The sequence below is a fragment of the Kitasatospora sp. NBC_00039 genome (assembly GCF_045160625.1).
GTDB lineage: Bacteria > Actinomycetota > Actinomycetes > Streptomycetales > Streptomycetaceae > Kitasatospora.
In genome coordinates this window covers 4,510,991-4,536,061 of the sequence record NZ_CP108289.1, presented here as the reverse complement: position 1 = coordinate 4,536,061, position 25,071 = coordinate 4,510,991, and the positions used below count along the sequence as shown (strand labels likewise).

Below are 25,071 nucleotides of genomic sequence, written 5' to 3'. Positions count from 1 at the left end.
AGCCTGCGGGGGGAGCCGGAGATGCCACCGGAGCCGGTTGCGCCGGCGGAGGGCGGGTGGTGGCTCCGGCACGTGCCGGTGCTGGTGGTCGTGTTCGGGTTGATCATCGAGATGGTCGCTCAGGTCACCGTCGCGACGGGCCGACCGTTGGTCGCCGTCGGGGTCGCCGCACTCGGTTGGATCGTCGCGATGACCGCCATGCGGGCGGTCCGGAGGCGCCGGTCGGCGATCGCCGACGCGTCCGGGGCGCACCGCGGCGACGCCGGCTCCCCGCCGCCCGCGCCGGACACGCTCCGCTGAGCCCACGGGAGTAGGGCAGGATGGGCGCGCGACCGAGCCGGGACGGACCGGCGGCGCCCGTCCGGGTGGGGTACCTCCCGGCCGAAGGCTGGGGGAAAGTGCATGACCGAGAGCGCGGAGGACCCGCCCGGCGCGAGGGCCTGGTCGACGTCGGCGCTGGCCGTGCTCGCCGTGGCCGCCGTGGTGCTGGTCACGGTCACCGGTCTCTTCCTCGGCGCGGTGTTCCTGCACGTGGCCCCGGCCAACTCGCTCTCCCGGGAGTACCGGGAGCAGGTCGACGGCGTTGTGTACCCGGAGTTCGAGCAGAACTGGAAGCTGTTCGCTCCCAACCCGCTCCAGCAGAACGTCAGCCTGGACGCCCGGGTCCGTACGGTCGTGGCCGGCGGCGCCACCCGGACCCACGACTGGGTCGGGCTGACCGCCCGCGACATCGCCGCGATCCGCGGCAACCCGGCGCCCAGCCACGCCGACCAGAACCTGCTGCGCCGGGCCTGGGACTTCTACGACGGCTCGCACAGTGCCCAGGACGACTCGCTGACCAACCCGCGTGGCAAGCTCGCCGAGCAGTACCTCAAGCGGATCGCGTTGCAGCGGATCGGCCGCGCTGCCGACGGCGAGCGGATCATGGAGATCGAGTTCCGGGTGACGACCGCCACCGTGCCGCCTCCGGGCTGGAGCGGGGAGGCCGCGCCGCCGGCACCGAAGGTCCGGGAACTGCCGTGGTGGCCGGTGAACGACGAGGACTACCGGGGGCTCGGGTGAACGAGACGGCGCCGGACCGGCTGCTGCCGGCGGTCCCCCAGCAGCCCGTGCCCGCCCCGGCACCGGCCCCGCGGCGGCCTGGCCCCGGCGTCGGCGAGCTGTGCGCGCGGGCCTTCGGCGCGTTCACCGGGCAGGTGCTCGGCCGCCACCAGGCGGCGGCGGTGCGGATCGGCTTCGGCCTGGTCTGGCTGGCCCACCTGCTCCGTGAGTGGCCCAACCGGCGGCTGCTGTACGGCGACACCTCACCCTGGTCGCTCGACCTCGCCGAGCGGCTGCTCGCCGACAACGGGGCGCTGACCGTGCTGCCCTGGTTCGGCGGGAGGCTCTGGTTCGAGCTGGTCTACCACCTGGCGGTGCTGGCCGCCGTCGCGGTCACGCTCGGCTGGCGGACCAGGGCGAGCAGCGTGCTGTTCCTCGTCACCGTGCTGTCGCTGCAGAACCGCAACGTCTTTCTCGGGGACGGCGGCGACAACGTCGTCCACCTGATGGCGGTCTACCTGGTCTTCACCCGCTGCGCCGAGGTCTGGTCGCTGGACGCCCGGCGCCGCGCGCCCGGCCCGGGCGGGGTGGTGCTCTGGGCGGTGCTCGGCGCGGTGCTGCTGGTCTGCCAGCTCGGCGGCTTCTCCGGGGAGAGCCTGACCTGGACGACCGCGGCCTTCCCGTACCTGGGCTGGTCCCCGGTGTTCTGGGGCCTCTGGGCGGTGGCCGGGCTCTGGTGGGCGCTCGGACGGCTGCGGCCGGACGGCGAACCGCGGGCGGTACTGGACGCGCTGGCGACCATGGTGCACAACTGCGCGATGCTGGTGATCGCCGCCGAGGTGGTGCTGATCTACGCGACGGCCGGCTGGTACAAGGTGCAGGGCTCGCGCTGGCAGGACGGCACCGCGCTCTACTACCCGCTGCACCTGGACTACTTCACGCCCTGGCCGTGGCTCTCCGGGCTGGTCGCCTCGGCCCTGCTGCCGGTCTTCCTGATCTCCTACGGCACGGTGATCCTCCAGGTGGCGTTCCCGTTCACGCTGGTCAGCCGGCGGGTCAAGAACGCGCTGCTGGTGGTGATGATGGCCGAGCACCTGGGGATCGCGGTGCTGCTCGGGCTGCCGGTGTTCTCGCTGGCGATGGTCGCGGCGGACGCGGTCTTCCTGCCGACGGCCGCGCTGCTCTGGGCGGCCGCGCGGATCGGGGGCGTGGGGGCGCGCGTCCGGGGGAACCGGCTCCCGGAGGAGCCCCTCCCCTAAGCTGACCGGTATGTCCTGGTTCGCCGCACTCCGAGACACCGCGCGGACCGGACTGACGCTCGACCGGGCGCTCACCGACCCCAAACGGGCGGTCCGCGGCGCCGGTGCGGTCGCGCTGGTGCTCTTCCCGACACTGGCACTGGGCGGGCCGCGGCTCGCCACCTCGGCCGCGATGGGCGCCTTCATCGCCGGGACGGCCACCTTCCAGCGCAGCTTCCGGCCCCGGGCCTCGCTCGCCGTCGCGGCCGGGATCGGGCTCGGCACCAGTACCTTCCTCGGCTATCTGGCCGCCGGCGTGCCCGGCGCCTTCCCCGTGCTGCTCGCCGTCTGGGCCTTCGGCGCGGGGCTGGCCTGGGCGATCGGGCCCACCGCCGGGGTGGTCGCGGCCAACACCCTGGCGGTGATGCTGGTCGTGGTCCAGCTGCCGGTCAGCGTGCCGGCCGCGCTCGGCCACGGGCTGGTCTGCGCGCTCGGCGGCCTCGTCCAGGCGGTCGTCATCACGATCTGGCCGATCGGCAGCTGGACCGCCCAGCGCGAGGCGCTCGCCGACACCTACGCCGAACTCGCCGACTACGCCCGCCGGCTGCGCCAGGACCCGACCGCGCACGTCGACCCGGCACCCTTCATGACGGCCCGGCACGCGGCCGCGCTGACCCCCTGGCAGGACCGCCACCGGCCGCCCGAGATGCGCGGCCTGCGCGGCCTCGCCGAACGGATCCGCCCCACCCTCGCCGCGCTCGCCGACCCCAAGGTCGGCGCCCCGGCGGAAGGCCCGGAACGCGACCGGGCGCGGGCCGTCCTGGCCGCCGCCGCCGAGGCCATGGACGCCCTCGCCAAGGCGATCCGCACCGGGGACCCGCTGCAGCTCTCCCCCAGCCTCCGGCCGGACGTGCCCACACCGCTCCGCGCCGCGCTCACCCTGGCCGTCCCGGTCGAGGGACCGGAGTTGCGGGGCGCCGCCCGGCGGGCCGCCCGCCGGCTGGCCGGGCTGCTGCGCAAGGCCGCCGACTCCCTGGAACGCGGCGACGAGGACACCATCAGCACCCCCGTGGTCGGGGCCGGAGGGGCGCTGCGCAAACCGCCGCTCTCCCGGATGCTGCCGGTCGCCGTCCGCGCGGTGCGCCGCCAGCTCCAGCCGCACTCGGCCGTCTTCCAGCACGCCGTCCGGCTCACCGCGGTGGTCACCCTCGCCTACCTGCTCGCCCGGCTGGCCGGTTTCGAGCACGGCTACTGGGCGCCGATGACCGCCGCCATGGTGATGCGGCCCGACTTCGCGCAGACCTACAGCCGGGGCGTGGCCCGGCTGGCCGGGACGATGGTCGGCGTCGCCGTCTCCACCCTGGTGGTGCAGCTGGCCCACCCCGGTGGGAGGGTGCTGGCCGCGCTCGCGGTGCTCTGCATCGGCGTCGCGTACCTGACGCTGCGCACCGGCTATGCGCTGATGACGGTCGGAGTCTCCTCGTACGTGGTCTTCCTGCTCGGGCTGCAGGCCGGGAACCCGCTGGTCACCGCGGTGGAGCGGGTCGGGCTGACGCTGCTCGGCGGTTCGGTCGCGCTGCTCGTCTACGCGCTCTTCCCGACCTGGCAGACCGCCCGGCTCGGCGAACGGCTGGCCGAGTGGCTGGCCGCCGCCGGGCGGTACGCGGCCGCCGTGGTCGCCGTCTACGAGCACCCGGCGGCGCCGCGCGGGCGGGAGGTGCGGTCGGCCCTGCTGGACTCCCGGGAGGCCCGCTCCGAGCTGCTCCAGGCGATGGAGCGGGCCGACGCCGAACCCGGCCGGCACGCCTCCGGGCTGCCCGGGGTGAGCCGCCGTCAGCTCGACCGGGCCCGGGCCGCGGTCGGTCACCTGGGGCGGGTCGCCGTGCTGTTGGAGGCCCACCTGCCGGCCGCCGACGCCGAACCGGTGCCCGGGACGGCCGAGTTCGCGGAGGAGCTGCGGCTGGCCACCGCGCTGGCGGCGGGCGCGCTGCTCACCGGCCGGCCGGTGGAGTTCGGCGCGGTCCGGGAGGCGCACGCCCAGCTGGAGGAGCGCCTGGCCGGGGCGCCGGCCGGCGTGCAGCGGGACGTCGTCCGGTCCAGTACCCGGCTGCTGCTCCAGGCCTTGAAGGACCTGGAACGGGCACTGCGCGGGGGCGGCACGGCCACCCCGGCGCAGCGCGCGCAGGAGTCGACGGCCCGGTAGGGCGTGCCGGACGGTCACGGCGACGGTCACGGCGACGGCCACGGCGACGGTCACGGCCAGGGCGGCGGAGTCGGGCGGCTGCGGCCGCCGGCCGGCGGGGTGGCAGAGTGAGCGGCATGAACGACGAGCTGGTGCGGGCCTGGCGGGCGGGTGCCCGGGCGCCCGGGACGGTGCTGCTGGACGGCTTCCACGCGCTGAAGCACGCGCTGCGCTTCGGCGGGGACGTCCGGCAGGTGCTGACCGCCGACCGGGCGGCGCTGCTGGCGCTCGCCGCCGAGCTGGCCGAGGACGTGGTGCCCGCGCTGGACGGCCTGGCGGCCGAGGTGCCGGAGGCGGAGCTGCGGGAGCTCGCGCCGCGGCTGCACCCGACCGGCGTGATCGCGCTGGCCGCCCGGCCCACCGCCGGGGCCAACCTGGCCGCACTCGCCCGGCGGCCCCGGACGGCTCCGGTCGTGCTGCTGGAGAACCCGCGCAACCTGGGCAACGTCGGCGCGGTGATCCGCCTGGCGGCGGGCTTCGGCGCCACCGGTGTGGTGACCACCGGCGACCTGGACCCGTGGCACCCCACCGTCGTCCGGGGCAGCGCCGGCCTGCACTTCGCCACCGCCGTCGAGCGGCTGGCGCTGCCGGAGCTGCCGGCCGGCCCGCTCTACGTCCTGGACCCGGAGGGGGCCGACGTGCGGACGGTGTCCTTCCCGGACGACGCGCTGCTCGCCTTCGGCACCGAGCGGCACGGCGTCTCGGAGGAGCTGAAGGCGCGCGCCGACCGGCTGGTGGCGGTGCCGATGCAGCCCGGGGTCTCCAGCTTCAACCTGGCGACCAGCGTCGCGATGGGGCTCTTCCACTGGATGTCGGGGCGCCCGCCCGGTGCTCCCCTGCCGGGCGGACGCGTGGGCTAGCGGGCGGGCGGTTGGCCGGGGGCTGGTCGGCGGTCGGCGGCTGACGGGTGTGCGCCGGCGGGCGGGTGCCGGCGGGCGGTTGGCCGGCGGCTAGGAGAAGAGCCGCTTCCAGGTGTCCGGGCCCGGGTAGCCGTCGGCCTCCGTGCCGCGCCAGCCCATGGCCTCCTGGAAGGCCTGGACGTTGCGGCGGTCGCTCTCGCTCCAGCGGGGGCCCGGGCCGTCGGTGTAGAAGCGGCCGAATCCCCTGCGGACCAGTTGCTCGCCGAGCTGCCGGACGAAGTCGTCGGCGGCGCCGGGGGCGAACCGGTCGGCTCCGGGGAAGGCGGGCACCCCGGGGGTCGCCGCCGGGGGCGGGAGCGGGGTGGCGCCGTCGATGTCGCGGCCCTTGCCGTTGACCAGGTGGTCCCAGGTGTCCTTGCCCGGCAGGCCGTCGGCCTCGGCGCCGCGCCAGCCCTGGGCGAGCTGGAACGCCTCGGTGGCCTTGCGGTCGCTCTCGCTCCAGCGCGGGCCGGGGCCCTCGGTGTAGAACCTTCCGCCGCCGCGCTGCACCAGCATCTGGCCGAGCTTGGTGACGTACGCGTTGTTCGCGCCCGGACCGAACGTGTCGGCTCCGGGGAAGGCGGTCGACGAGGAGCCGTCGTTGCTGCTGCCGCCGGAGAGCTCCCTGGAGCGGTACGGGACGTACGAGGCGGAGTTGGACCAGTACGCGTACGGGGTGTCCCGCTGGGTGGTGCCGGGGGAGGTCTGCTCGTAGGCCAGGTAACGGGTACGGGTGGAGTCCGTCCAGCCGCCGAAGACGGCGACGTGCGAGCCGGCCTGCGGGCTGGCCGGGTTGTTGAAGAGCAGGATGTCGCCGGGCTGGAGGTCGGCCTTGGTGATCCGGTCGGCGAAGTCGGGCAGGGTCCAGGTGGTCTGGCTGCTGCCCAGGCCCCAGGCCATCGAGACGAAGCCGGAGCAGTCCTGGCGGTAGCCGTCCGACCAGTAGCTGCTCATGCTGTACGGGACCTTCTGGTCGACCCAGCTCTGTGCCCGCTGGATGATCTGCGCCCGGGTGACCGGCACCGCGGTGGCGCGCGGGGCGGCGAACCCGCGGCCGTCGTCGCCGTAGAGGTCGCCGACCTCGCCCTGCGGGGTCCTGGGCGGCTGGGTGGCGCTGTTGCCGCCCGGGCTCGGGGCGGGGGTGGGGGCTGCAGCGGCACCGGCGGCTCCGGCCGCACCGCCGCCGAGCGCGGTGCCGACGGCGGCCATCAGCACGGCGGCGCGGCGGCGGACGCTGCGGGACGCGGCATGGCCGCCCTCGTGGACCGGGGCGGCGTGCAGCCGGGCCCGGCGACGGGCGCTGCAGCCCCCGCATATGCAGTCGTCGTCCGGTTCGACCTCGTCGAACTGCAGCAACGGGGTCAGCTGGTCGGTACGGGTCATTCTCCGCCTCTTTCCCGGTCCGGCCCTGACAGCTCGACAGGACCGACCTTTCCAGGCCGATGGCATGTGTCATCGGGACCAAACTCCCAAACCGGACGGGTGTGCGGCGCGGTGGGCTGGGCTGGGAGGGTGACGGCCGTTCGGCGGCCCCGGCGTGGCGCGGGCGGAGGAGGGACGGTAGTGCCGGGATGGACCTGGCGGGCGGTCAGACCGGTCGTGCGACGCGCGGTCAGGCGGCGGTCGGCGGGTTGGCGGGTGAGTACTCGGGATCGGTCCAGGTCAGCGGGGTGGCATCGGCCAGTTCGAGGACGCCGGTGACGGTGAGGTCGACCACCCGCTCGGCGCCGGGCAGGCCGGCCGCGGCCTGCTCGGACCAGTCGGTCCGGGCCTCGCCGGTGATCAGCAGTGCCCCGCCGGTCTCGAAGTCCGGCAGCAGTACGCCGGCGCGCGGGTCGAGTTCCAGGTTGCCGAGGGTCATGAACATGCTGTTGCCGGCGTACTCGGGCCAGCGCAGCCGGTCCGGTCCGAGCACCCTGAGGAAGCCGGGGTTGCCGCCCCGGTGCGAGGCGTCCACCCGGCCGTCCGGGCCGGCGGTGGCGACGAAGAAGGTGTCGGCGGTGGCCACGGCCAGCTGCTGGACGGTGGAGAGGACCGGCCCGGCGGCCACCGCGTGCGGGGTCCCGGCGGCCGGCTGCGCCAGCGGGCTGCGTCGCTGGATGTACTTCGGGCAGTTGGCGTAGACCTGGTCGGCGGTGACCACCAGGCCGCCCCGGCCGTCCGGCACGGAGCGGCCGTTGAGCCGCATCCGGCGCCGGCCGGCCGGATCCAGCGCGATGGTGCCGACCTCGGCCGGCCCGGCCAGTGCGGCGGCCAGCGGGTCGTCGGCGGCGGGACGGGCCGCCACCGTGAGGGTCCGGTCGTCGCGGGCCCGCAGGAAGCCGGGCCCGCCGGTGAGCTGGGTGGCCCAGAGCCGGCCGTCGGCGTCGGCGGCGCCGACCACCAGGAGCTGCCGCTCGGCCAGGAAGCGGGCGGCCACGGCCGGGATGGTGCTGCCGATCGCGCGGCCCGAGTGGTCGGCCCGGTCGCTGCGGCCGGCCCGGGCCTGCACCGCGCGCTCGCCCGGGTGGTAGGGCGTACTGCCGGTCATGGCGTGCCTCCTGTCCTGGCGGGGTGGTAGGTCCGTCCGGACCCGGGAGAAGCCGCTGGCCCGGACGGGTCCGGACGGAGCCGCAGGTACGGACGGGTCCGGGAGAAGCCGCCGGTCCGCGCGATCTAGAAGAAGCCGCAGGTCGGGGCGGAGCCGGCGGGGGCGGCGGCCCCGGTCTCGTCCACGCCCTTCGGGGTGTAGATCTCCAGCCGGATGCCGTCCGGGTCGGTGAAGAAGATCCCGCCGGAGGCCGCGCCCTCGCCGTGCGGGACGACGCCCTCGTGGGCGAACTCGGCGCCCAGCTCGCGCAGCACCTGCTCGGCGGCGCGGACCTCGTCCAGCGAGTCGACCTGGAACGAGAGGTGGTGGAGGCCGGGAGCGGCGGTGGCGAAGGTGCCGGTGCTCTGCTGCCAGAGCGTGATCAGCAGCCGGCCGTCGCGGCCCAGGAAGGCGAAGCGGCGGTCCGGGTCGGTGCCCTCGTTGATCAGCTCCAGGCCGAGGGTGCGCCGGTAGAAGGCGATCGAGCGGTCCAGGTCGGTGACGTTCAGGCCCACGTGACCGGTCTGCAGGGTGGTGCTGCTGAGGGTGGTGCTGGACATGGCTGGTCACTCCCGTGGCTGGGACGTCCGCGGACGCCAATGTCTAACTGTTGCCATAGACGTTAGTGGTTAGGCAGTGGGGCGTCAACCAGTACTCGCGCGCGAGGGGGTTAGGTGGGCAAGGGGGTGGCGGTGTCATGACAAATGAGTAAGATGGCGGAGCGGAGGCCGGTCGCGCGGTGCGCGGTGGGCTACTCCCACTCCCAGCGGATGCCGACGTGGCCCGGCTGCTGGTCGGGGGCGAGCACGTGGGCGCTGGCGGAGGCGCCGATCCAGAGCTGCTCGCGGCGGCGGTCGACGTCCTCGCCCGGGGCGCGGTCGTAGCGCTCGCAGTGGACCGGGACGGCCGCCGGGTCGAAGTGCACCTGGAGCACGTACTCGCGGACCGGGATGGCGAAGCGGCGGCTGTACTCCAGTGTCGGGCCGCCGGGCGGGATCTCCACCTCGTACTCGAAGACCGTGCTGTCACCCAGCGCGAGCGGCCGGTCGAGCATCAGCTCGCCGACCACCAGGCCGACCTCCGGGCGGCGGCGGACCCTGCCCAGCCGGCCGTGCCGGACCGAGGTGATCTCGGGGCAGCCGGTGGCCTCCTCGTCGGCCTTGTGCACGACCAGGCAGCGGGCCACCCCGCCGACGGTGGCGCGGACGACCTGGCGCATCCGCAGCAGGTTGCCGCGGCGCTCGGAGTCGACGTAGTACGAGTCGTGGATGGAGAGCCGCTCCAGTTCGCCGACCGGCGGGGCGTTCAGCTCGGTGAAGACGTCGGCGATCTCCTGCTCGCCCGGCCAGACGTCCTCCAGCCGCAGGTGCGCCGTGTTCGCGGCGGCGGCCCAGCGCCCGCGCGGACGGGGCGGGCCGAGCAGCGCGGAGAGGGTGGAGTGCGGCAGGCCGAGCAGCTCCTCCAGCAGGTGGACGGCGCGCAGTGAGCTGGCCCGCTCGGGCTGGCTGCGGCCGCGCCGCCAGTAACTCAGCGTGGTGACGCTGACCCTGACACCGCGTTGGGCGAGGGCGGCGCGGATCCGGTCCAGGCTCAGGCCGCTGGCCTCGATCGCCAGGTTCAGGGCGTCGGCGAAGCCCCCGGCGGGCGCGGGGCGGCCGGGGGCCGGCGCTGCGGTCGGGGGCGCCGGGGTCGCGGGCGCTGCGGTCGTGGGTGCTGCGGCGGAGGGCGGGATCGGCGTGGCGGCGGGTGCGGGCGCGCCGGGGCGCGGGCCGACCAGCCGGAGCCGGGCGTCCTGGGGGTGTTGTGAGCCCATACGGTTACCTTCCCCAGCAGGCGGGTTCGGCGCGGCCGGTCCGGCGCCTAGGCGCGCCGTCAGCGGCTTCACCGAGCTGTGGGGAACCCTATGCACGGTCGAGAGGCTACGTCATCAGTCGTGCGTATGACAGTAGTCACGGGTGTTCGACAGCAAGGTTAGCGATCTCGAAACAGTGCGGAAACACACCGCCGGGGCGGTCCAGGTGCGGACCGCCCCGACGGGGTGGGGGCGAGACTGGTCAGGAGACGCTGAGGGCGGCGTCGTCCAGGACGAAGCTGGTCTTCAGCGAGGTGTCCTCGGTGCCGGTGAACTTGACCGTCACCGTCTGGCCGGCGAAGGCCGAGAGGTCGAAGGACTTCTGGACGAAGCCCGCGGCCGCGTTGGCGTTCGACAGGGTGGTCAGCGTGGTCGAGCCGGCCTGGACGGTCAGCTTGTCGTACGCGGTGGTGCCGGTCTCGGCGGTGTCGATGTGCACCCAGAACGAGAGGGTGGCCTTGCAGCCGGCCGGGATCGAGACGGTCTGCGACAGGGTGTCGGTGTGGGAGCTGCCGTAGCCGTCCAGCCAGGCCTTCCAGGAACCGGAGTGAGCGGCCTCACCGGTGCTGCTGTCGACCACGCCGCTGGACGCCGTCCACGGCGCGGCGGTGCCGGTCTCGAAGCCGCCGTTGCCGATCAGCTGGGTCGCGGTGCAGCCGCCGGACGGGGGCGGGGTGGTGCCGAGCAGCGCGGTGTTCAGGGCGTCCGCGATCGGGCTGCCCCAGCCGGTGACCTGGTCGTACCCGGCCTTGGTGGAGAAGTCCTGGTTCTTGCCGGTGGTCACGTCGTGGAACGTCGTGCCGTAGCTGCTGCTGTTGGCGACCGCGTACAGCTTCGGGCTCGCCTCGCCGAGGACGGGCTGACCGGCGGCCTTGGCCTTCTGGTTGAACTGGGCGGCGTAGCCGGACCAGAGCGGCGCGGCCGCGCTGGTGCCGCCGTACACCTGCCAGCCGCCGGCGGTGTAGATCGCGAACCCGCTGGCCGGGTCGGCGTTGGAGGAGACGTCCGGGACGGTGCGCATGGTGCCGGTCACGCCCGTGCCGGTCTGCCAGCTCGGCTTGGGGAAGACGGTGGAGACGCCGCCGCCGGCCGTGCTCCAGGCGCTCTCGGAGGAGTAGGCGCTGCCGGAGACCTTGAGGTTGGTGCCGCCGACACCGGTCTGGTGCGGGCTGGATGCCGGGAAGTCGACCGCCTTGACGGAGGAGCCGCTGGTGGAGCGGGTGCAGTCGCGGGAGCCGTCGTCGCCGGAGGCCGAGAAGATCGAGATGCCCTGGGCGGCGGCCTGCTTGAACGAGTTGTCGACCGCCGTCATCGAGGAGGCGGTGGTGTCCGGCTCGCAGGAGCCCCACGAGATGGAGATGACCGAGACCCGGTTGTCCGCGACGATCTTGGCGGCCATGTCGATCTCGCCCTGGTCGCTGTTGGGCGCCTCGTAGACGAGCTGGGTCGCCTTGGGGGCGACACCGCGGACGATCTCGCTGTCCAGCTCGACCTCGCCCTGGCCCTCGCCGGGCTTGCTGTCGTAGTTGGCGCCGTCCACCGAGACCGTGGAGACGGCCGGGCCGGTCAGACCGTACTGGGAGTCGTACGTCTTCAGGTTGTTGGCGCTGTAGCCGTCGAACTCCCAGAGGGCGACGGTCACTCCGGTGCCGTCGGCGCCGGTCTTGTCGAGGTTGTAGGCGCCGTCGTACTGGCCCGGGCCGAAGCCGCTCGGGGCGGCGGTGGTCGCGTTGGGGGCGGCCGGCGTGCTGGAGGGCTTGACGTTGCGGGTCGTCCGGACGGTGTGGTTGTTCAGGCCGGATATGCCCTGCACCACGTCGGCCAGGTCCGCCGGGACGGACGCGGCCGCGTCGTTGGCGAAGAAGGTGCGCTGCTGCTGCGGGTCCAGGTAGGCGCTCTCGTGCGTGCCGAACGCCTTGGCGATCTGCTCGGCGGTGCCGTGCGCGTTGACCACCTGGCGGTTGTCGCTGACTCCCGAGACGGTCAGGCCCTGGGCGGCCAGGTACGACTTGACCTGCTCGACGCCGGCCTGGGTCGGGCCGAAGCGCTCGGTGAACTGCTGCGGCGTCAGGAACCGGCCGTACTCGGGCGTGCCCGGGGTGGCCACCGCGGTGAGGAAGCGGTCCAGCTCGGCGGTGTTGCGCAGCTTGAGGCTGATCGCGACGGTGAGCTGCTGGTCGGCGGGGACGTCGCCCTTCTTCTCCGAACGGGCCACCGCGGGGGTCACGGTGTTCGGCAGCGAGACGCGGGGCGCGGAGGCGTTGGGGTTGGGGGCAGCCTGCGCGGCGGTGACGCCGAGCGAGACGGCGGTCAGCGGCAGAACGGCAAGGGCCGCGGCGAGGGCAAGGGAGCGGGGGCGCACGGAATCCTCCTCTGGCCGGCGTGTGGGGGCCGGCAGGGGCCAGGGCGTCGCTGGGGTGAGACGCTGGCTAGAACATGTCAGAAGGGGTCCGGCAATTGGCTTATGGTCAAGCAATCCGTTGCTAAAAAACAGTCAACTGTGGAGAACCGAATGGAGACGGCTCCATACAGTTAATGGCGGGAATTCCGGTTCGACCCCCGATCGGATCCCTGATTCCGACCGGACCGATTCCGGCCGGACGAATTCGGGACAGACCGGGCCGGACGTAGAATCGGGTATCGGGCGCGACCGAGGGAGAACCGATGACGGACCGGAAGGCAGACCCGCGGGACCCGCGCCCGCTGATCGGCGAGCCGCTCTCGCTGGACCTGCTGAACACCCGCTGGACGGGCACGCCGGTCAACGACCTGCTGGCCGGACCGGAGGGCCTCGGGATCTGGCTCGCCTCCGCCGGCCTCGCCGCGCGCTGCCCGGCCGGGGACGCGGGGCTCGCCGCCCTGCGGGAGGCGCGGGAGGCGCTGGCGGCGGTCGTCCGCGACCTCGACGAACACGGTGCGCCGGGGGCGGAGGCGGTGGCCGGGCTGAACGAGGTGCTGCGGCACGGGCGGCTGCGGCGGGAGCTCGGGCCGCAGGGGCCGGCCGAGAGCGCCGAGGCGGACCGCCCGGAGTGGCTGGCGGCCTGGCTGGCGGCGGACGACCTGCTCGGCCTGCTCGGCCAGGGGGCGCACCGGATCAAGAAGTGCGCGCACGAGGCCTGCATCCTGCACTTCTTCGACACGTCGCAGAACGGGCGGCGGCGGTGGTGCTCGATGGCGGTGTGCGGGAACCGGGCGAAGGCGGCGCGGCACTACGAGAAGGTGAAGGCCTGAGAAGGCCGGGAGGACGCGTGGCCCGGGTGCGGGCGTAGGGGCGGGGGCGCCCTTACGCCCGCGGGGCGGGGGTCAGGCGTCGGCGGGGGCGCCGAGCCACTGGGCGAGGGCGGTGCGGAGCTCGCCGCGGCCCGGGTCGACGGCGGCCCAGGCGGCGTAGCCGTCGGGGCGGATCAGCAGGACGGTGTCCCGCAGCTTGCCGTGCGGGTCGGCCGGGGCGGCGGTGACCACGCGGTCCGCCCACGGGGCAGCGGCGGACAGTTCGTCATTGCTGACCAGCACGAACTTCCCCGCGCGGAGCGCCTCGTAGAGCCGTTCGGGCGCGGTCGGCCCGCCCTCCTGGGGCTGCTCCAGGCCGGTGAGCCGAAGGTCCGGGACGCGCCGGCCGACCAACGGGTGGGCGTCCTTGGGAGCGGCGTACTTGATGCCGATGCCGGAGACCATCTTCGCGCCGCGCTCGGCCACCAGGTCGAGGTGCTCGGCGACGGTGGTGAGGGCGCCGCGCAGGGCGCGGGTGGGCGCGGAGTGGGCGAGGGCGAGCCTGACCAGTGCGCCGGAGCTGCGCAGCACCATCTTGCCGACCGGGTGCCGCTCGGTCTGGTAGGTGTCGAGCAGGGCGTCGGTGGCCCAGCCCCGGACGGCGGCGGTGAGCTTCCAGGAGAGGTTGGCGGCGTCCTGGAGGCCGGTGTTCATGCCCTGGCCGCCGGCCGGGGAGTGGCAGTGGGCGGCGTCGCCGGCCAGGAAGACCCGGCCGGAGCGGTAGTTGGGGGCCTGACGCTCGTCGCTGTGGAAGGTGGACGACCACCGGGCGTCGTGCAGGCCGTAGTCCTCGCCGAGGGTGCCGCGGGTGATCTCGGCGATCCGGTCGAGCGAGGGCGGGGTGCCGTCGGGGTGCTGGTCGTGCCGGTCCCAGGCGATCACCCGGTACCAGCCGTCACCGAACGGGGCCAGGAAGGCGAAGCCGTCCTCGGTGGCGCCGACGGTGATCACCTCGTCGGGGGCGCGCTCCAGCCGGACGTCGGCCAGCACCACGGAGTTGACCACGGACTCGCCGGGGAAGGGGATGCCGAGCAGGTCGCGGACGGTGGAGTGGACGCCGTCGGTGCCGACGGCGTAGCGGGCCCGGTGGGTGACGGTGGCGCCGTCCATGGGGGTCTCCCCGCCCGGAGGGTGGGGGAGCGTTTCGATCGTGACGCCCTCGGCGTCCTGGCGCAGCCCGGTGACCTCGGCGCCGCGCAGGATGGTCGCGCCGGCCTTCAGCGCGCGCTCCTGGAGCAGCCGTTCGGTGTTCGACTGCGGGGTGATCAGGACGAACGGGAACCGGGTCGGCAGGCTGCCGAGGTCGACCCGGAGCCGGTCGAAGAGCCGCAGCGAGCCGAGCGGGACGCCGGTGGCGATCAGCTCGTCGGCCAGGCCGCGGGCGTCCAGCATTTCGAGGGTGCGGGCGTGCACGGCGAAGGCCCGGGTGAGGTTCGATTCGCTGCCGCGCTTCTCCAGGACGGTGACCCGGACGCCGGCGGTGGCCAGGTCCCCGGCCAGCAGCAGCCCGGTCGGTCCGGCGCCGACGATCAGGACGTCGGTGACGGTCTGCTTGGCTGTCATGTGTCAGCTCCCCGTGATCGGACGATGGTCGGCCGCGGTCGGCGGCGTTCTCCCGGCTCCATCATCGCTGCCCGGGGTGGGGCTGTGAATCTCCGGGCCCCGGCGTCGTGCCGCCGGGGCCCGGAGGAGGTGACTCAGCTGTGGCGCCGGACCTCCACGGTGCGGAACCGGTTGGCGACGAACGCGCCGTCGCAGTAGGCGGAGTTGGCGGCCGGGTTGGCGCCGGTGCCGTGCAGGTCGGAGAAGGCGGCGGTCTGGTTGGCGTACACGCCGCCGGTGAGGTTGAGCGAGAGCGAGACGCCGGAGTCGAGCGCGGCCTCGACCAGGGCAGACTCCACCTCGGGCGAGGTGGTGTAGCCGGAGGCGGTCATCGCCCCCTGGGTGCGGACCGTGTCGCGCATCAACTCCACCGCGGCGGAGGTGGATTCGACCGCGACGGCGAAGGAGACCGGGCCGAAGCACTCGCTCCGGAAGACCGCCCGGTCGTCCGGCTTGTCGGCGTCCAGCTTGATCAGCGCCGGGGTGCGGACGGTCGCGGCCGGGAACTCGGGCGAGGTCACCACCCGCGGGGCGAGGGCGAGTTCGCCGTACTCGCCGCCGGCCGCGGCGACCGTGCGCTGGAGCACACCGGGGTTGACCACGGCGCCGAGGAGGGCGGCGGCGCGGGCGTCGTCGGAGAGCAGGCCCTCGATGGCGGCGGCGAGGTCGGTCACCACCTCGTCGTAGGACTTGGCGCCCTGGTCGGTGTCGATGCCGGTGCGCGGGATCAGCAGGTTCTGCGGGGTGGTGCACATCTGGCCGCTGTAGAGCGAGAGCGAGAAGGCCAGGTTGTTCAGCATGCCCCGGTAGTCGTCGGTGGAGTCGACGACGACGGTGTTGACGCCGGCCTTCTCGGTGTAGACCTCGGCCTGCCGGGCGTTCTCCTCCAGCCAGTCGCCGAAGGCGGTGGAGCCGGTGTAGTCGATCAGCCTGATCTCGGGGCGGACGGCGAGCGTCTGGGCGACGGTGCCGCCCTCGTGCTCGGCGGCCAGGCAGACCAGGTTGGGGTCGAACCCGGCCTCGGCGAGCACCTCGCGGGCGATCTTCACGGTCAGGGCGAGCGGCAGCATGGCGCGCGGGTGCGGCTTGACCAGCACCGGGTTGCCGGTGGCCAGCGAGGCGAACAGGCCGGGGAAGCCGTTCCAGGTGGGGAAGGTGTTGCAGCCGATCAGCAGCGCGAGACCGCGCGGGACGACGGTGAACTCCTTGGTCATGACCAGCGGGTCGCGCTTGCCCTGCGGCTTGGACCAGCCGGCCTGCCGCGGCAGCCGGGTCTGCTCGGCGTACGCGTAGGCGACCGCCTCCAGGCCGCGGTCCTGGGCGTGCGGGCCGCCGGCCTGGAAGGCCATGCCGTACGCCTGGCCCGTGGTGTGCATCACCGCGTGTGCGAACTCGTGCGAGCGGGCGTTGATCCGGGCCAGGATCTCCAGGCAGACGACGGCGCGGTCGAGCGGGGTGGCGGCGGCCCAGCCGGGCCGGGCGGCGGTCAGCGCGGCGATCAGCGCGTCCGGCTCGGCGTGCGGGTAGCCGATACCCAGCTCGACGCCGTACGGGGAGGCCTCGCCGCCGACCAGGTCGCCGTCGGCGGGGTGCTGATCGAGGGCGAACGGGTTGTTCAGCAGGGCCTCGAAGGCGGCCTTGCCGTCCGCTGCCCCGCTCTCGCCGTAGGCCTTCGGGAACTCGGGGTAGGGCGACCAGTAGTCGCGCTTCGCGGCGGCGGCGAGCGCGGCGTCCAGGGTGGCCTGGTGGCGTTCGGCGAGCTCGGCGACGAGGGGGTGGGTGACCGCTGCGGACATGGTGTGCGCTCCTCAGAGGGGAGGACGGGACACGTCACAGAGTAACCGAACGATCGGTCGGCTCAAGAGGGTCCGTCTGACCGGAGTTCGCAGGCGCGGCCCGATCTCGGCGCGGACCGGCTGCCGGACGCAGACGGGGGCGCGTCCGGAGTGGACGCGCCCCCGCAGGAGTCTTCGGCCCGCGGCCTACGGAATGCCCAGCTCGAAGATCACATACCCGCCGTACCAGCCGGAGGCGAGCGCGCCGGTGCCGAGCACCGCGGCCAGCACCGGCCAGCTGAGCTTGCGCATCGCCACCGCCAGCGCGATGAGCAGCGGGAACGCCGGCAGCAGGTACCGCGAGGTGTTGCCGAAGATGCCCAGGCTGCCGAGCACCGAGACGATCGTGGCCAGGGTGTACGCGGTCAGCACCAGCGGCGGGCGGAGCCGGACCAGCAGCACGATCAGCACCGGCAGCGTCACCACGATCAGGGTGGCCAGCAGGTCGGTCACCGGCCAGGCGAACGGGTAGTCCGACCGGCCCAGCAGCACGCCGCGGATCGCCTCGAAGGTGCCGTGGCCGAAGTCGAAGTAGTGCAGCCAGGCATCGTGCTGGAGCTTGAAGTAGCCGCCCCAGTCGTCCGTCCGCCAGCCGACCCAGCCGACGTAGCCGAGCAGGCCGATCGGGGCCAGCAGCATCGCGGTCAGCGGGCGGGCGACGCCGCTCTCCCGCCGGTACAGCTCGACCAGCGCGGCCAGGCCGACGGCGCCGATCAGCGCCGCGGACGTCGGCCGGTTGAGTCCGGCGACCAGGGTGATCACGCCGGCGGCGATCCACTGCTTGGTCATCACGCAGTAGCAGGCCCACGCGGCCAGCGCGACGAACAGGGAGTCGGAGTAGAGCGCCCACTCGGCGCCGGAGCCCGGGGCGATCGCCCAGAGCCCGGCCGCGATCACGCCGGCCCGCGGACCGGCCAGCTTGTCCACCACCGCGTAGATGCCGGCGGCGGCGAACAGCGAGGCCACCACCGAGACCAGCATCCCGGCGCCGTACAGCCCGAGCCCGGTGCCGTCCGAGACCAGCCGCATCAGCCCCGGGTAGAGCGGGAAGAAGGCCGCCGAGTTCTGCTCGATGGTGAAGCCGGGGAGGCCGCCGGGGACCGGGACCAGGGCCGGGTGGTAGCCGAACTGGGCGATCTGCTGGTACCACCAGCCGTCCCAGCTGGCCAGGACGTCCCAGGGGTTGGCGCCGCCGCCGAACCGGGGGTGCTTCTTGAGGTAGTCGCCGGAGAACGACAACAGCTTCATGAAGACGGTGAAGCCGAGCAGCTTGAGCACGGCGTAACACCAGACGGCCGGGCCGAACCGGAGGGCCAGGGCACGGGCGCGCTCGCGCAGGCCTGACTCCGGTGCGGATCCCGGTTCGTCGCTGCGCTGCTCGGGAACGTCGGAGGCGACTGCCGGTATTGCGCTCATGCCCCTACCTCGCTGCGCTCGCTCATGCGTCCCACGTCGCTGCGCTCGGCGGTCGCTTCGCGAAACGCGCACCTCTCGACGGTTCGCTCGCTGCGCTCGCTCATGCGTCCCACCTCGCGCGCTCGGCGGTCGCTTCGCGAAACGCGCACCCCTCGATGGTTCGCTCGCTGCGCTCGCTCATGCGTCCCACCTCGCGCGCTCGGCGGTCGCTTCGCGAAACGCGCACCCCTCGATGGTTCGCTCGCTGCGCTCGCTCATCAGACTGGACCCCACCCTGCTGGCCTTGGACGATCGTCCGCCGAGTCTAGAACGTGCGGCCGCGGAGTTGGTGCGGACCAACCGGGAGCCGGTGCGGACCACCCGACCCGATCACGTCCGGCGCAGCGGAGGCGGGGATACTCGGAGGATGGCCGATCACACCACGCGCACCGCCTACACCGTGGAGTCGCTGCTCGCGGTGACCGTCGACGTCTTCAACGAGCGTGGATACGACGGCACCTCGATGGAGGACCTGTCCCGGGCGGCGGGCATCTCCAAGTCCTCGATCTACCACCACGTGCGCGGCAAGGAGGAGCTGCTCCGGCTCGCCGTCGGGCGGGCGCTGGACGGGTTGTTCGGCATCCTCGCCGAGCCGGGTGCGGTCGGCGGCCCGGCGGTGGAGCGGCTGGAGCACGTGGTGCGGCGGACCGCGGAGGTGCTGCTGGCGGAGCTGCCGTACGTCACCCTGCTGCTGCGGGTGCGCGGCAACACGGCCGCCGAGCAGTGGGCGCTGGAGCGGCGCCGGGAGTTCGACCACCAAGTCGCCGAGCTGCTACGGGCGGCCGTCGCGGACGGTGCGCTGCGGGCGGACGTCGAGCCGCGGCTGGCCACCCGGCTGCTCTTCGGCATGATCAACTCGATCGTGGAGTGGTACCGGCCGGGCCTCAGGGCGGCCGACGGCGTCGCGGACGCGGTGGTGCACCTGGCCTTCGACGGGCTGCGGGCCCGGTAGGGCGGTTCAGTCCGGGGGGACCTGGTCCGTCTCCTCGAAGACCAGCATCGTGCGGGTGCCGAGCACCTGCGGGATGGACTGGATGCTGCCCAGCACCAGCTCCCGCAGCGCGTGGTTGTCGGCGGTGTGCACCAGCAGGAGCACGTCGAAGTCCCCGCCGACCAGGGCGATGTGCGCGACCCCGGGCAGCGCCAGCAGCTGCTCGCGGACCGTCCGCCAGGAGTTCTGCACGATCTTCAGGGTGACGTACGCGGATGCGCCCTGACCTGCCTTTTCGTGGTCGACGCGGGCGGTGAAGCCGCGGATGACGCCGTCCTCGACCATCCTGGATATCCGGGCGTACGCATTCGCCCGGGACACGTGCACCCGCTCGGCCACCGAGCGGATCGAGGCGCGACCGTCCTGTTGCAGCAGCCTCAGGATCGCCCGGTCGACACGGTCGAGCCTGGACGTCTGTTCAGTCGACATGACCCCCACCCCTGCTGATTGGACACAATGCCACCAGTCGACCGCCACCCGGGCCGATTGTCCAGCACCTTGTCACGCTTCTGGTCAAGATGAACAGACGACCGAACAATCGGTAGGGAGCCCCCGCCACCCCTGGAGGTGCCCGAGATGACCGTTCTCGACCACAGACACCACACGGCGGTGCCCGGCTGGCTGCCCGGGGCGACCGCCCCGCGCACCGACCCGGCGCCCCTGCTCCCGGACGCCTCGCCGGTCCGCGTGCTCGGCACTCCCGAGCTGGAGAAGTACGACCCCGCGCTGCTGCGCGAGCTCTACCGCCGCCTGGTGGTCGGCCGCCGCTACAACCAGCAGGCCACCACCCTGACCAAGCAGGGCCGGCTCGCCGTCTACCCGGCCTCCACCGGCCAGGAGGCCTGCCAGGTCGCCGCCGCGCTGGCGCTCGGCGAGCGCGACTGGCTCTTCCCCAGCTACCGCGACACCCTCGCGGTGGTCTCCCGCGGGGTCGACCCGCTGGAGGCGCTCACCCTGCTGCGCGGCAACGCCCACACCGGCTACGACCCGCGCGCCACCCGCACCGCCCCGCTCTGCACGCCGCTGGCCACCCAGGCCCCGCACGCCGTCGGGCTGGCGCACGCCGCGAGGCTCGCCGGCGAGCCGGTGGTCGCGCTGGCGCTGCTCGGCGACGGCGGCACCAGCGAGGGCGACTTCCACGAGGCGCTGAACTTCGCCGCGGTGCTCCGGGCGCCCGTCGTCTTCCTGGTGCAGAACAACGGGTACGCGATCTCCGTCCCGCTCACCGCGCAGTCGGCCGCGCCGAGCCTGGCCCACAAGGCCGTCGGCTACGGCATGCCGGGCCGGCTGGTGGACGGCAACGACGCGCCCGCGGTGCACAGCGTGCTCGCCGAGGCGGTCGAGCGGGCCCGGACCGGCGGCGGCCCGACCCTGGTCGAGGCGCTCACCTACCGGATCGAGGCGCACACCAACGCCGACGACGCCACCCGCTACCGGGACGACACCGAGGTGACCGCCTGGCGGGAGCACGACCCGATCCTGCTGATGGAACGCCACCTACGCGGACTCGGCGTCCTGGACGACTCCCTGGTGCAGGAGGCGGCTGACGAGGCGGAGGCACTGGCGGCCCGGATGCGGGCCGAGTTCCACACCGACGCCGAGCTGGACCCGATGGCCCTGTTCTCCCACGTCTACGCCGAGCCCACCCCGCAACTGCGGGAGCAGGCCGCCCAGTTGTCCGCCGAGCTGGCCGCCGAGGCCGAGGTGCACGACCGATGAACCAGACCGCCCACCCGACGCCCGCCCCCACCCTCGGCGGGGCCGCCGCACGGCACTCCTCCGACGCCCCGCGCACGGCCACCATGGCGCAGGCGCTCAACGCGGCGCTGCGCGACTCCCTGCGCGAGGACCCGTCCGTGCACGTGCTCGGCGAAGACGTCGGCGCGCTCGGCGGCGTCTTCCGGATCACCGACGGGCTGACCGCCGAGTTCGGACCGGACCGCTGTCTGGACACCCCGCTGGCCGAGGCGGGCATCCTCGGCACCGCGATCGGCATGGCGATGTACGGGCTGCGCCCGGTGGTGGAGATGCAGTTCGACGCCTTCGCCTACCCGGCGCTGGAGCAGCTCTTCTCGCACGTCGCCAAGATGCGCAACCGTACGGCCGGCAAGCTCCCGCTGCCGATCACCGTCCGGATCCCGTACGGCGGCGGGATCGGCGGCGTCGAGCACCACAGCGACGCCTCCGAGGCGTACTACACCGCCACCCCCGGCCTGCACGTGGTCACCCCGGCCACGGTGGCCGACGCGTACGGCCTGCTGCGGGCGTCGATCGCCTCCGACGACCCGGTGGTCTTCCTGGAGCCCAAGCGGCTCTACTGGGGCAAGACCGGGTTCGACCCGTCGGCGCCGGTCGAGCCGATCGGCCGGGCGGTGCTGCGGCGGACCGGGACGTCCGCGGTGCTGATCACCTACGGGCCCTCGCTGCCGGTCTGCCTGGAGGCGGCCGAGGCGGCGAAGGCCGAGGGCTGGGACCTCGCGGTGCTGGACCTGCGGACCCTGGTGCCGTTCGACGACGAGACGGTCTGCCGGGTGGTCCGCTCGCTCGGCCGCGCCGTCGTGGTGCACGAGGCGAGCGGCTTCGGCGGCACCGGCGCGGAGATCGCCGCCCGGGTCACCGAGCGCTGCTTCCACCACCTGGCCGCACCGGTGCTGCGGGTCACCGGCTTCGACATCCCGTACCCGCCGCCGATGCTGGAGCACCACCACCTGCCCGGGGTGGACCGGATCCTGGACGCGGTCGCCCGGCTGCAGTGGGAGGACTGAGGATGATGCCCGTCGTGCGCGAGTTCACCCTGCCCGACCTCGGTGAGGGACTCACCGGGGCGGAGGTGGTCCGCTGGATGGTCGAGGTCGGCGACGTCATCGCGGTCGACCAGCCGGTCGTGGAGGTGGAGACCGCCAAGGCCGTGGTCGAGGTGCCCTGCCCGTACGGCGGGGTGGTCACCGCCCGGTACGGAGAGCCGGGCGAGGAGGTGGCGGTCGGCGCGCCGCTGGTGACGGTCGCGGTGGCGCCTGCGGAGGGGCCCGCGGAGGGCCTCGGGGCGGCCGGACGGCCGGTCACGGCGGAGGTGGAGCGGCCGCTGGTCGGGTACGGCGTCGCCGAGCCGGACCGGGGCGGCCGCAGGCGGCGGGTGGGGGTGCCGACGGCTCCTGCTCCCGTTGCCGTGGCGGTGGCCGCTCCGGCGGCTCCCGTGGCCCCGGCGGCTCCCCGGGCTCCGGTGGTCGTGCCGGTGATCTCGCCGCTGGTGCGGCGGGCGGCGCGGGAGCACGGGATCGACCTGGCGGCGCTCACCGGCAGCGGCCCGGACGGGCTGATCATGCGTGCGGACGTCGAACGGGCGGCCGCGGCGAAGTCACTGCCCGCTCCGGCCGCCGCGCCGGGCTCCACGGCCCCGGCGGCGGCCGCGGACGGTGTCGTCCCGCTGCGCGGACTGCGCCGGGCGGTGGCCGAGAAGCTCACCCGCAGCCACCGCGAGATCCCCGCGGCCACCTGCTGGGTCGACGCGGACGCCACCGAACTGATAGCGCTGCGGCGGCAGTTGAACGCCACCCCGGGGCCGAAGGTGAGCGTGCTGGCGCTGCTGGCCCGGATCTGCACGGTCGCGCTGGCGCGCTTCCCTGAGCTCAACTCCAGTGTGACGGAGGATGGTTCGGGCATCCTGAGGCACTCGGCGGTGCACCTGGGCTTCGCCGCGCAGGGCGAGCGCGGCCTGGTCGTCCCCGTGGTGCGGGGCGCCCAGCAGCTCTCCACCGAGCAACTCGGCTCCGAGCTCGGCCGGTTGACCGAGGCGGCCCGCGTCGGCTCGCTGACGCCGGCCGAACTCACCGGCGGGACGTTCACGTTGAACAACTACGGGGTGTTCGGTGTGGACGGTTCGACCCCGATCCTCAACCACCCCGAGGCGGCGATGCTCGGCGTCGGCCGGATCGTCGCCAAACCCTGGGTCCACCAGGGCGAGTTGGCGGTGCGCGAGGTGACGCAGCTGTCGTTCACCTTCGACCACCGGGTCTGCGACGGCGGCACGGCGGGCGGCTTCCTGCGGTTCGTGGCGGACTGCGTGGAGCAGCCGGGGATGCTGCTGCGACAGCTGTGACCTGCGGGTGATCGCCTTGCGTGGCCGCGCCGCCACGCAAGGCGACCGCAGATCGAGTGAGAGTAGCGCGTGCGGAGGGCGGGTGTCCGGGCTTCGCGCGATTTGTCGGATGAGCACTTCGGGCGTGCCACGCTGCCTGGGCGTCAGCAGAGACAAGCCAGGTGGTGGCGCAGGCCGGCCGGAGGCGAAACGATTCTCTTGGGTACTCGAAACGCTGCGGTGAAGTCCCGCAGAACATTTCTGGTCCGTAGCGGGCACGGTTCGGCGGGCGTCGCGGCCGTACCCGGGATGCCGGGGCTCGCACCCGGCGCCACGCCGGGCGCCCTGCCCGACGCCACGCCGGACAGCGTGCCGGAGCCCGTGGCGGACCTCGCGTCGCTCGGCGTTCCGGCCGTCGCGGCTCCGGCCGTCACGCCGGTGGCCGCTCCCGGCGTCGGGGCGGACGCCACGATGGTGCTCCCGCCGATGCCGCTGGACCCGCCGGACCTGCCGCCGGTGGCGGCGCCGGCCGCCGTCCTCGCACCAGTGGCCGCCGCCCTGCCGATCCCCGACCCGCCGGCCCGGCCGCCCGCCGTTCCGGCGCCGTCCACGCCCGCCGGGCCGCCCGTCCCCGTGGTCGAGCCGCTGTTCGCCCACGCGCCCGGCCTCAACTGGGCCGGTCCGGGCGACCTCCCCCAGCCTCCGGCCGGGGGGACCCCGATGAGCCGGGCCTGGGCACTGCAGGCCCTCGGTGACGCCCGCCCGGCGCAGGTCGCCGCGCCCGCGCCCGACCTCCGCAACGCCGCCGGACAGCCGCCCACCGCCCGGGACATCGAGCTGATCCGGACCAGCCTGGCGGTGGTCGAGCCGGTCGCCGACCGGGCCACCGCGCACTTCTACGCGCTGATCTTCCTGCACCACCCCGAGATCCGCGCGCTCTTCCCGGCCGCCATGGACGTCCAGCGGGACCGCCTCTTCCGTGCCCTGCTGATGGCCGCCCGCAGCGCCGGTGACCCGGAGGGCCTGCGCACCTATCTGAGCGCGCTCGGCCGCGGCCACCGCCGGTACGGGACGCTGACCGGCCACTACGGCCCGGTGGGCGAGTGCCTGGTGCAGGCGCTGGCCCGGTACGCGGGCAGCCGCTGGGACGCCGAGACCGAGCTGGCCTGGCGCCGGGTGTACCGGCTGGTCTCCTCGATCATGATCGACGCCGCCGAGGAGGCCGCCCGCACCTCGCCGCCGTGGTGGCAGGGCGAGGTGGTCGCCCACGAGCTCCGCACCCGGGACGTCGCGGTGCTCACCGTCCGCCCCGACCAGCCCTATCCGTACCGCGCCGGGCAGTACGCCGGCCTGGAGACGCCCTGGTGGCCGAGGGTCTGGCGACACTTCTCGTTCGCCTCCGCGCCCCGGCCGGACGGCCTGCTGACCTTCCACGTGAAGGCCGTCCAGGCGGGCTGGGTGAGCAACGCGCTCGTCCACCGGGCCGCGCCCGGGGACGTCCTGCGGCTGGGTCCGGCGGCCGGCGCGATGACCGTCGACCACGCGGCCGGCGCGGACCTGCTCTGTCTGGGCGGCGGCACCGGTATCGCGCCGATCCGGGCGCTGGTGGAGGAGGTGGCCGCGCACGGCGCGGCCGGCCGTTCGGTGGAGGTCTTCTACGGCGCCCGGCAGGCCGGGGAGTTGTACGAGCTGGAGGCGCTGCGCGAGCTGGCCGGGCACCACCCGTGGCTCTCGGTGCGCCCGGTGCTGTCCGGACCCGGCGCCTCGGGCAGCGGGGCGCTGGCCGGTGAACTGCCCGAGGTGGTCGGCCGGTTCGGACCGTGGGCCGGCCGCGAGGCGTACCTCAGCGGGCCGGCTGCGATGGTCCGGCGCGGGGTCGGCGTGCTGCTGCGGGCCGGGGTGACGGCGGACCGGATCCGGCACGACCTGGTGGGGGACCTCGCAGCGGGCTGACCGGTGGGCTCGGCCCGGGCCGGGGGCCGGCCGGGCCTGCCCCGGGCCT

Annotated in this window: 20 protein-coding genes; 11 read left to right on the top strand and 9 right to left on the bottom strand. The window is 74.3% G+C overall.

All coding sequences use genetic code 11. The features are described 5' to 3' along the window. Positions 1-21 precede the first annotated feature (21 nt). The 5 genes from OG286_RS20040 (at position 22) to OG286_RS20020 (ending at position 5,381) form a co-directional block, all read left to right on the top strand. A complete protein-coding gene (locus OG286_RS20040) occupies positions 22-300 on the top strand; it encodes a hypothetical protein (RefSeq protein ID WP_405360612.1) in 279 nt (92 codons plus the stop codon). A 102-nt stretch (positions 301-402) separates the two neighbouring features. After that, entirely contained in the window at positions 403-1,062 is a 660-nt protein-coding gene (locus OG286_RS20035) for a DUF5819 family protein (protein WP_396322958.1), read from the top strand. Next, positions 1,059-2,300 carry an HTTM domain-containing protein gene (locus OG286_RS20030; RefSeq protein ID WP_396322957.1) on the top strand — a complete coding sequence of 414 codons (1,242 nt, stop codon included), beginning with the start codon at positions 1,059-1,061 and terminating at the stop codon, positions 2,298-2,300. The genes OG286_RS20035 and OG286_RS20030 overlap by 4 nt, the downstream gene beginning before the upstream one ends. 10 nt (positions 2,301-2,310) lie before the next feature. After that, on the top strand, positions 2,311-4,482 hold the full coding sequence (locus OG286_RS20025; protein ID WP_396322956.1) for an FUSC family protein: 2,172 nt from the start codon (positions 2,311-2,313) through the stop codon (positions 4,480-4,482). A gap of 116 nt (positions 4,483-4,598) precedes the next feature. Further along, a complete protein-coding gene (locus OG286_RS20020) occupies positions 4,599-5,381 on the top strand; it encodes a TrmH family RNA methyltransferase (protein WP_396322955.1) in 783 nt (260 codons plus the stop codon). 90 nt (positions 5,382-5,471) lie between these two features. Here OG286_RS20020 and OG286_RS20015 read toward each other — a convergent pair whose 3' ends face one another. The 5 genes from OG286_RS20015 to OG286_RS19995 all read right to left on the bottom strand — a co-directional run bounded on the left by OG286_RS20015 (position 5,472) and on the right by OG286_RS19995 (position 12,203). Further along, entirely contained in the window at positions 5,472-6,803 is a 1,332-nt protein-coding gene (locus tag OG286_RS20015) for a peptidoglycan-binding protein (protein ID WP_405360615.1), read from the bottom strand. Between the two features lie 229 nt (positions 6,804-7,032). Then, a complete protein-coding gene (locus OG286_RS20010; protein ID WP_405360617.1) occupies positions 7,033-7,950 on the bottom strand; it encodes a pyridoxamine 5'-phosphate oxidase family protein in 918 nt (305 codons plus the stop codon). Between the two features lie 125 nt (positions 7,951-8,075). Continuing rightward, positions 8,076-8,549, bottom strand: coding sequence for a VOC family protein (locus tag OG286_RS20005; protein ID WP_396322952.1), 474 nt, complete (start codon positions 8,547-8,549; stop codon positions 8,076-8,078). A 191-nt stretch (positions 8,550-8,740) separates the two neighbouring features. Then, positions 8,741-9,802 carry an XRE family transcriptional regulator gene (locus tag OG286_RS20000; RefSeq protein ID WP_396322951.1) on the bottom strand — a complete coding sequence of 354 codons (1,062 nt, stop codon included), beginning with the start codon at positions 9,800-9,802 and terminating at the stop codon, positions 8,741-8,743. Positions 9,803-10,043: 241 nt separating this feature from the next. After that, the gene (locus OG286_RS19995; RefSeq protein WP_396322950.1) at positions 10,044-12,203 is read right to left on the bottom strand and encodes a protease pro-enzyme activation domain-containing protein; all 2,160 of its coding nucleotides are present in this window, start codon (positions 12,201-12,203) and stop codon (positions 10,044-10,046) included. 302 nt (positions 12,204-12,505) lie between these two features. Between OG286_RS19995 and OG286_RS19990 the strand changes: the two genes are divergently transcribed. Then, a complete protein-coding gene (locus OG286_RS19990) occupies positions 12,506-13,072 on the top strand; it encodes a CGNR zinc finger domain-containing protein (protein ID WP_405360620.1) in 567 nt (188 codons plus the stop codon). A gap of 72 nt (positions 13,073-13,144) precedes the next feature. On the opposite strand, the gene OG286_RS19985 is transcribed toward OG286_RS19990, so the two are convergent. From OG286_RS19985 to OG286_RS19975, 3 genes are all read right to left on the bottom strand, one after another. Beyond that, on the bottom strand, positions 13,145-14,674 hold the full coding sequence (locus OG286_RS19985) for an FAD-dependent monooxygenase (protein WP_405365641.1): 1,530 nt from the start codon (positions 14,672-14,674) through the stop codon (positions 13,145-13,147). A 134-nt stretch (positions 14,675-14,808) separates the two neighbouring features. Then, positions 14,809-16,509 carry a phenylacetic acid degradation protein PaaN gene (gene paaN / locus OG286_RS19980; RefSeq protein WP_405365640.1) on the bottom strand — a complete coding sequence of 567 codons (1,701 nt, stop codon included), beginning with the start codon at positions 16,507-16,509 and terminating at the stop codon, positions 14,809-14,811. Positions 16,510-16,695: 186 nt separating this feature from the next. Further along, positions 16,696-17,964 (bottom strand): hypothetical protein, encoded by a 1,269-nt coding sequence (locus OG286_RS19975; protein WP_396322946.1) that lies wholly within the window; start codon positions 17,962-17,964, stop codon positions 16,696-16,698. Between the two features lie 406 nt (positions 17,965-18,370). Here OG286_RS19975 and OG286_RS19970 point away from each other — a divergent pair, with 406 nt between their 5' ends. Next, entirely contained in the window at positions 18,371-18,955 is a 585-nt protein-coding gene (locus tag OG286_RS19970; protein WP_396322945.1) for a TetR/AcrR family transcriptional regulator, read from the top strand. A 6-nt stretch (positions 18,956-18,961) separates the two neighbouring features. Here the strand turns inward: OG286_RS19970 and OG286_RS19965 are convergent, their stop codons facing one another. After that, complete coding sequence (locus OG286_RS19965) at positions 18,962-19,423, bottom strand: Lrp/AsnC family transcriptional regulator (protein WP_396322944.1); 462 nt, start codon at positions 19,421-19,423, stop codon at positions 18,962-18,964. A 147-nt stretch (positions 19,424-19,570) separates the two neighbouring features. Between OG286_RS19965 and pdhA the strand changes: the two genes are divergently transcribed. From pdhA to OG286_RS19945, 4 genes are all read left to right on the top strand, one after another. Continuing rightward, positions 19,571-20,713: a pyruvate dehydrogenase (acetyl-transferring) E1 component subunit alpha gene (gene pdhA, locus OG286_RS19960; protein WP_396322943.1), complete on the top strand. Its 1,143-nt coding sequence runs from the start codon at positions 19,571-19,573 to the stop codon at positions 20,711-20,713. An 83-nt stretch (positions 20,714-20,796) separates the two neighbouring features. Continuing rightward, a complete protein-coding gene (locus OG286_RS19955; protein WP_396323000.1) occupies positions 20,797-21,759 on the top strand; it encodes an alpha-ketoacid dehydrogenase subunit beta in 963 nt (320 codons plus the stop codon). 5 nt (positions 21,760-21,764) lie between these two features. After that, on the top strand, positions 21,765-23,090 hold the full coding sequence (locus OG286_RS19950) for a dihydrolipoamide acetyltransferase family protein (RefSeq protein ID WP_405366069.1): 1,326 nt from the start codon (positions 21,765-21,767) through the stop codon (positions 23,088-23,090). Between the two features lie 288 nt (positions 23,091-23,378). Further along, positions 23,379-25,022, top strand: coding sequence for a globin domain-containing protein (locus OG286_RS19945; RefSeq protein ID WP_405360626.1), 1,644 nt, complete (start codon positions 23,379-23,381; stop codon positions 25,020-25,022). Positions 25,023-25,071 lie beyond the last annotated feature (49 nt).

Excerpts from the sequence above, each read along its gene's own strand:
- OG286_RS20040 (WP_405360612.1), top strand. The coding sequence starts at position 22 with ATGCCACCGGAGCCGGTTGCGCCGGCGGAGGGCGGGTGGTGGCTCCGG.
- OG286_RS20035 (WP_396322958.1), top strand. The coding sequence starts at position 403 with ATGACCGAGAGCGCGGAGGACCCGCCCGGCGCGAGGGCCTGGTCGACG.
- OG286_RS20025 (WP_396322956.1), top strand. The coding sequence starts at position 2,311 with ATGTCCTGGTTCGCCGCACTCCGAGACACCGCGCGGACCGGACTGACG.
- OG286_RS20020 (WP_396322955.1), top strand. The coding sequence starts at position 4,599 with ATGAACGACGAGCTGGTGCGGGCCTGGCGGGCGGGTGCCCGGGCGCCC.
- OG286_RS20015 (WP_405360615.1), bottom strand. The coding sequence starts at position 6,803 with ATGACCCGTACCGACCAGCTGACCCCGTTGCTGCAGTTCGACGAGGTC.
- OG286_RS20010 (WP_405360617.1), bottom strand. The coding sequence starts at position 7,950 with ATGACCGGCAGTACGCCCTACCACCCGGGCGAGCGCGCGGTGCAGGCC.
- OG286_RS20005 (WP_396322952.1), bottom strand. The coding sequence starts at position 8,549 with ATGTCCAGCACCACCCTCAGCAGCACCACCCTGCAGACCGGTCACGTG.
- OG286_RS20000 (WP_396322951.1), bottom strand. The coding sequence starts at position 9,802 with ATGGGCTCACAACACCCCCAGGACGCCCGGCTCCGGCTGGTCGGCCCG.
- OG286_RS19990 (WP_405360620.1), top strand. The coding sequence starts at position 12,506 with ATGACGGACCGGAAGGCAGACCCGCGGGACCCGCGCCCGCTGATCGGC.
- OG286_RS19985 (WP_405365641.1), bottom strand. The coding sequence starts at position 14,674 with ATGACAGCCAAGCAGACCGTCACCGACGTCCTGATCGTCGGCGCCGGA.
- paaN (WP_405365640.1), bottom strand. The coding sequence starts at position 16,509 with ATGTCCGCAGCGGTCACCCACCCCCTCGTCGCCGAGCTCGCCGAACGC.
- OG286_RS19975 (WP_396322946.1), bottom strand. The coding sequence starts at position 17,964 with ATGAGCGCAATACCGGCAGTCGCCTCCGACGTTCCCGAGCAGCGCAGC.
- OG286_RS19970 (WP_396322945.1), top strand. The coding sequence starts at position 18,371 with ATGGCCGATCACACCACGCGCACCGCCTACACCGTGGAGTCGCTGCTC.
- OG286_RS19965 (WP_396322944.1), bottom strand. The coding sequence starts at position 19,423 with ATGTCGACTGAACAGACGTCCAGGCTCGACCGTGTCGACCGGGCGATC.
- pdhA (WP_396322943.1), top strand. The coding sequence starts at position 19,571 with ATGACCGTTCTCGACCACAGACACCACACGGCGGTGCCCGGCTGGCTG.
- OG286_RS19955 (WP_396323000.1), top strand. The coding sequence starts at position 20,797 with ATGGCGCAGGCGCTCAACGCGGCGCTGCGCGACTCCCTGCGCGAGGAC.
- OG286_RS19950 (WP_405366069.1), top strand. The coding sequence starts at position 21,765 with ATGCCCGTCGTGCGCGAGTTCACCCTGCCCGACCTCGGTGAGGGACTC.
- OG286_RS19945 (WP_405360626.1), top strand. The coding sequence starts at position 23,379 with ATGCCGGGGCTCGCACCCGGCGCCACGCCGGGCGCCCTGCCCGACGCC.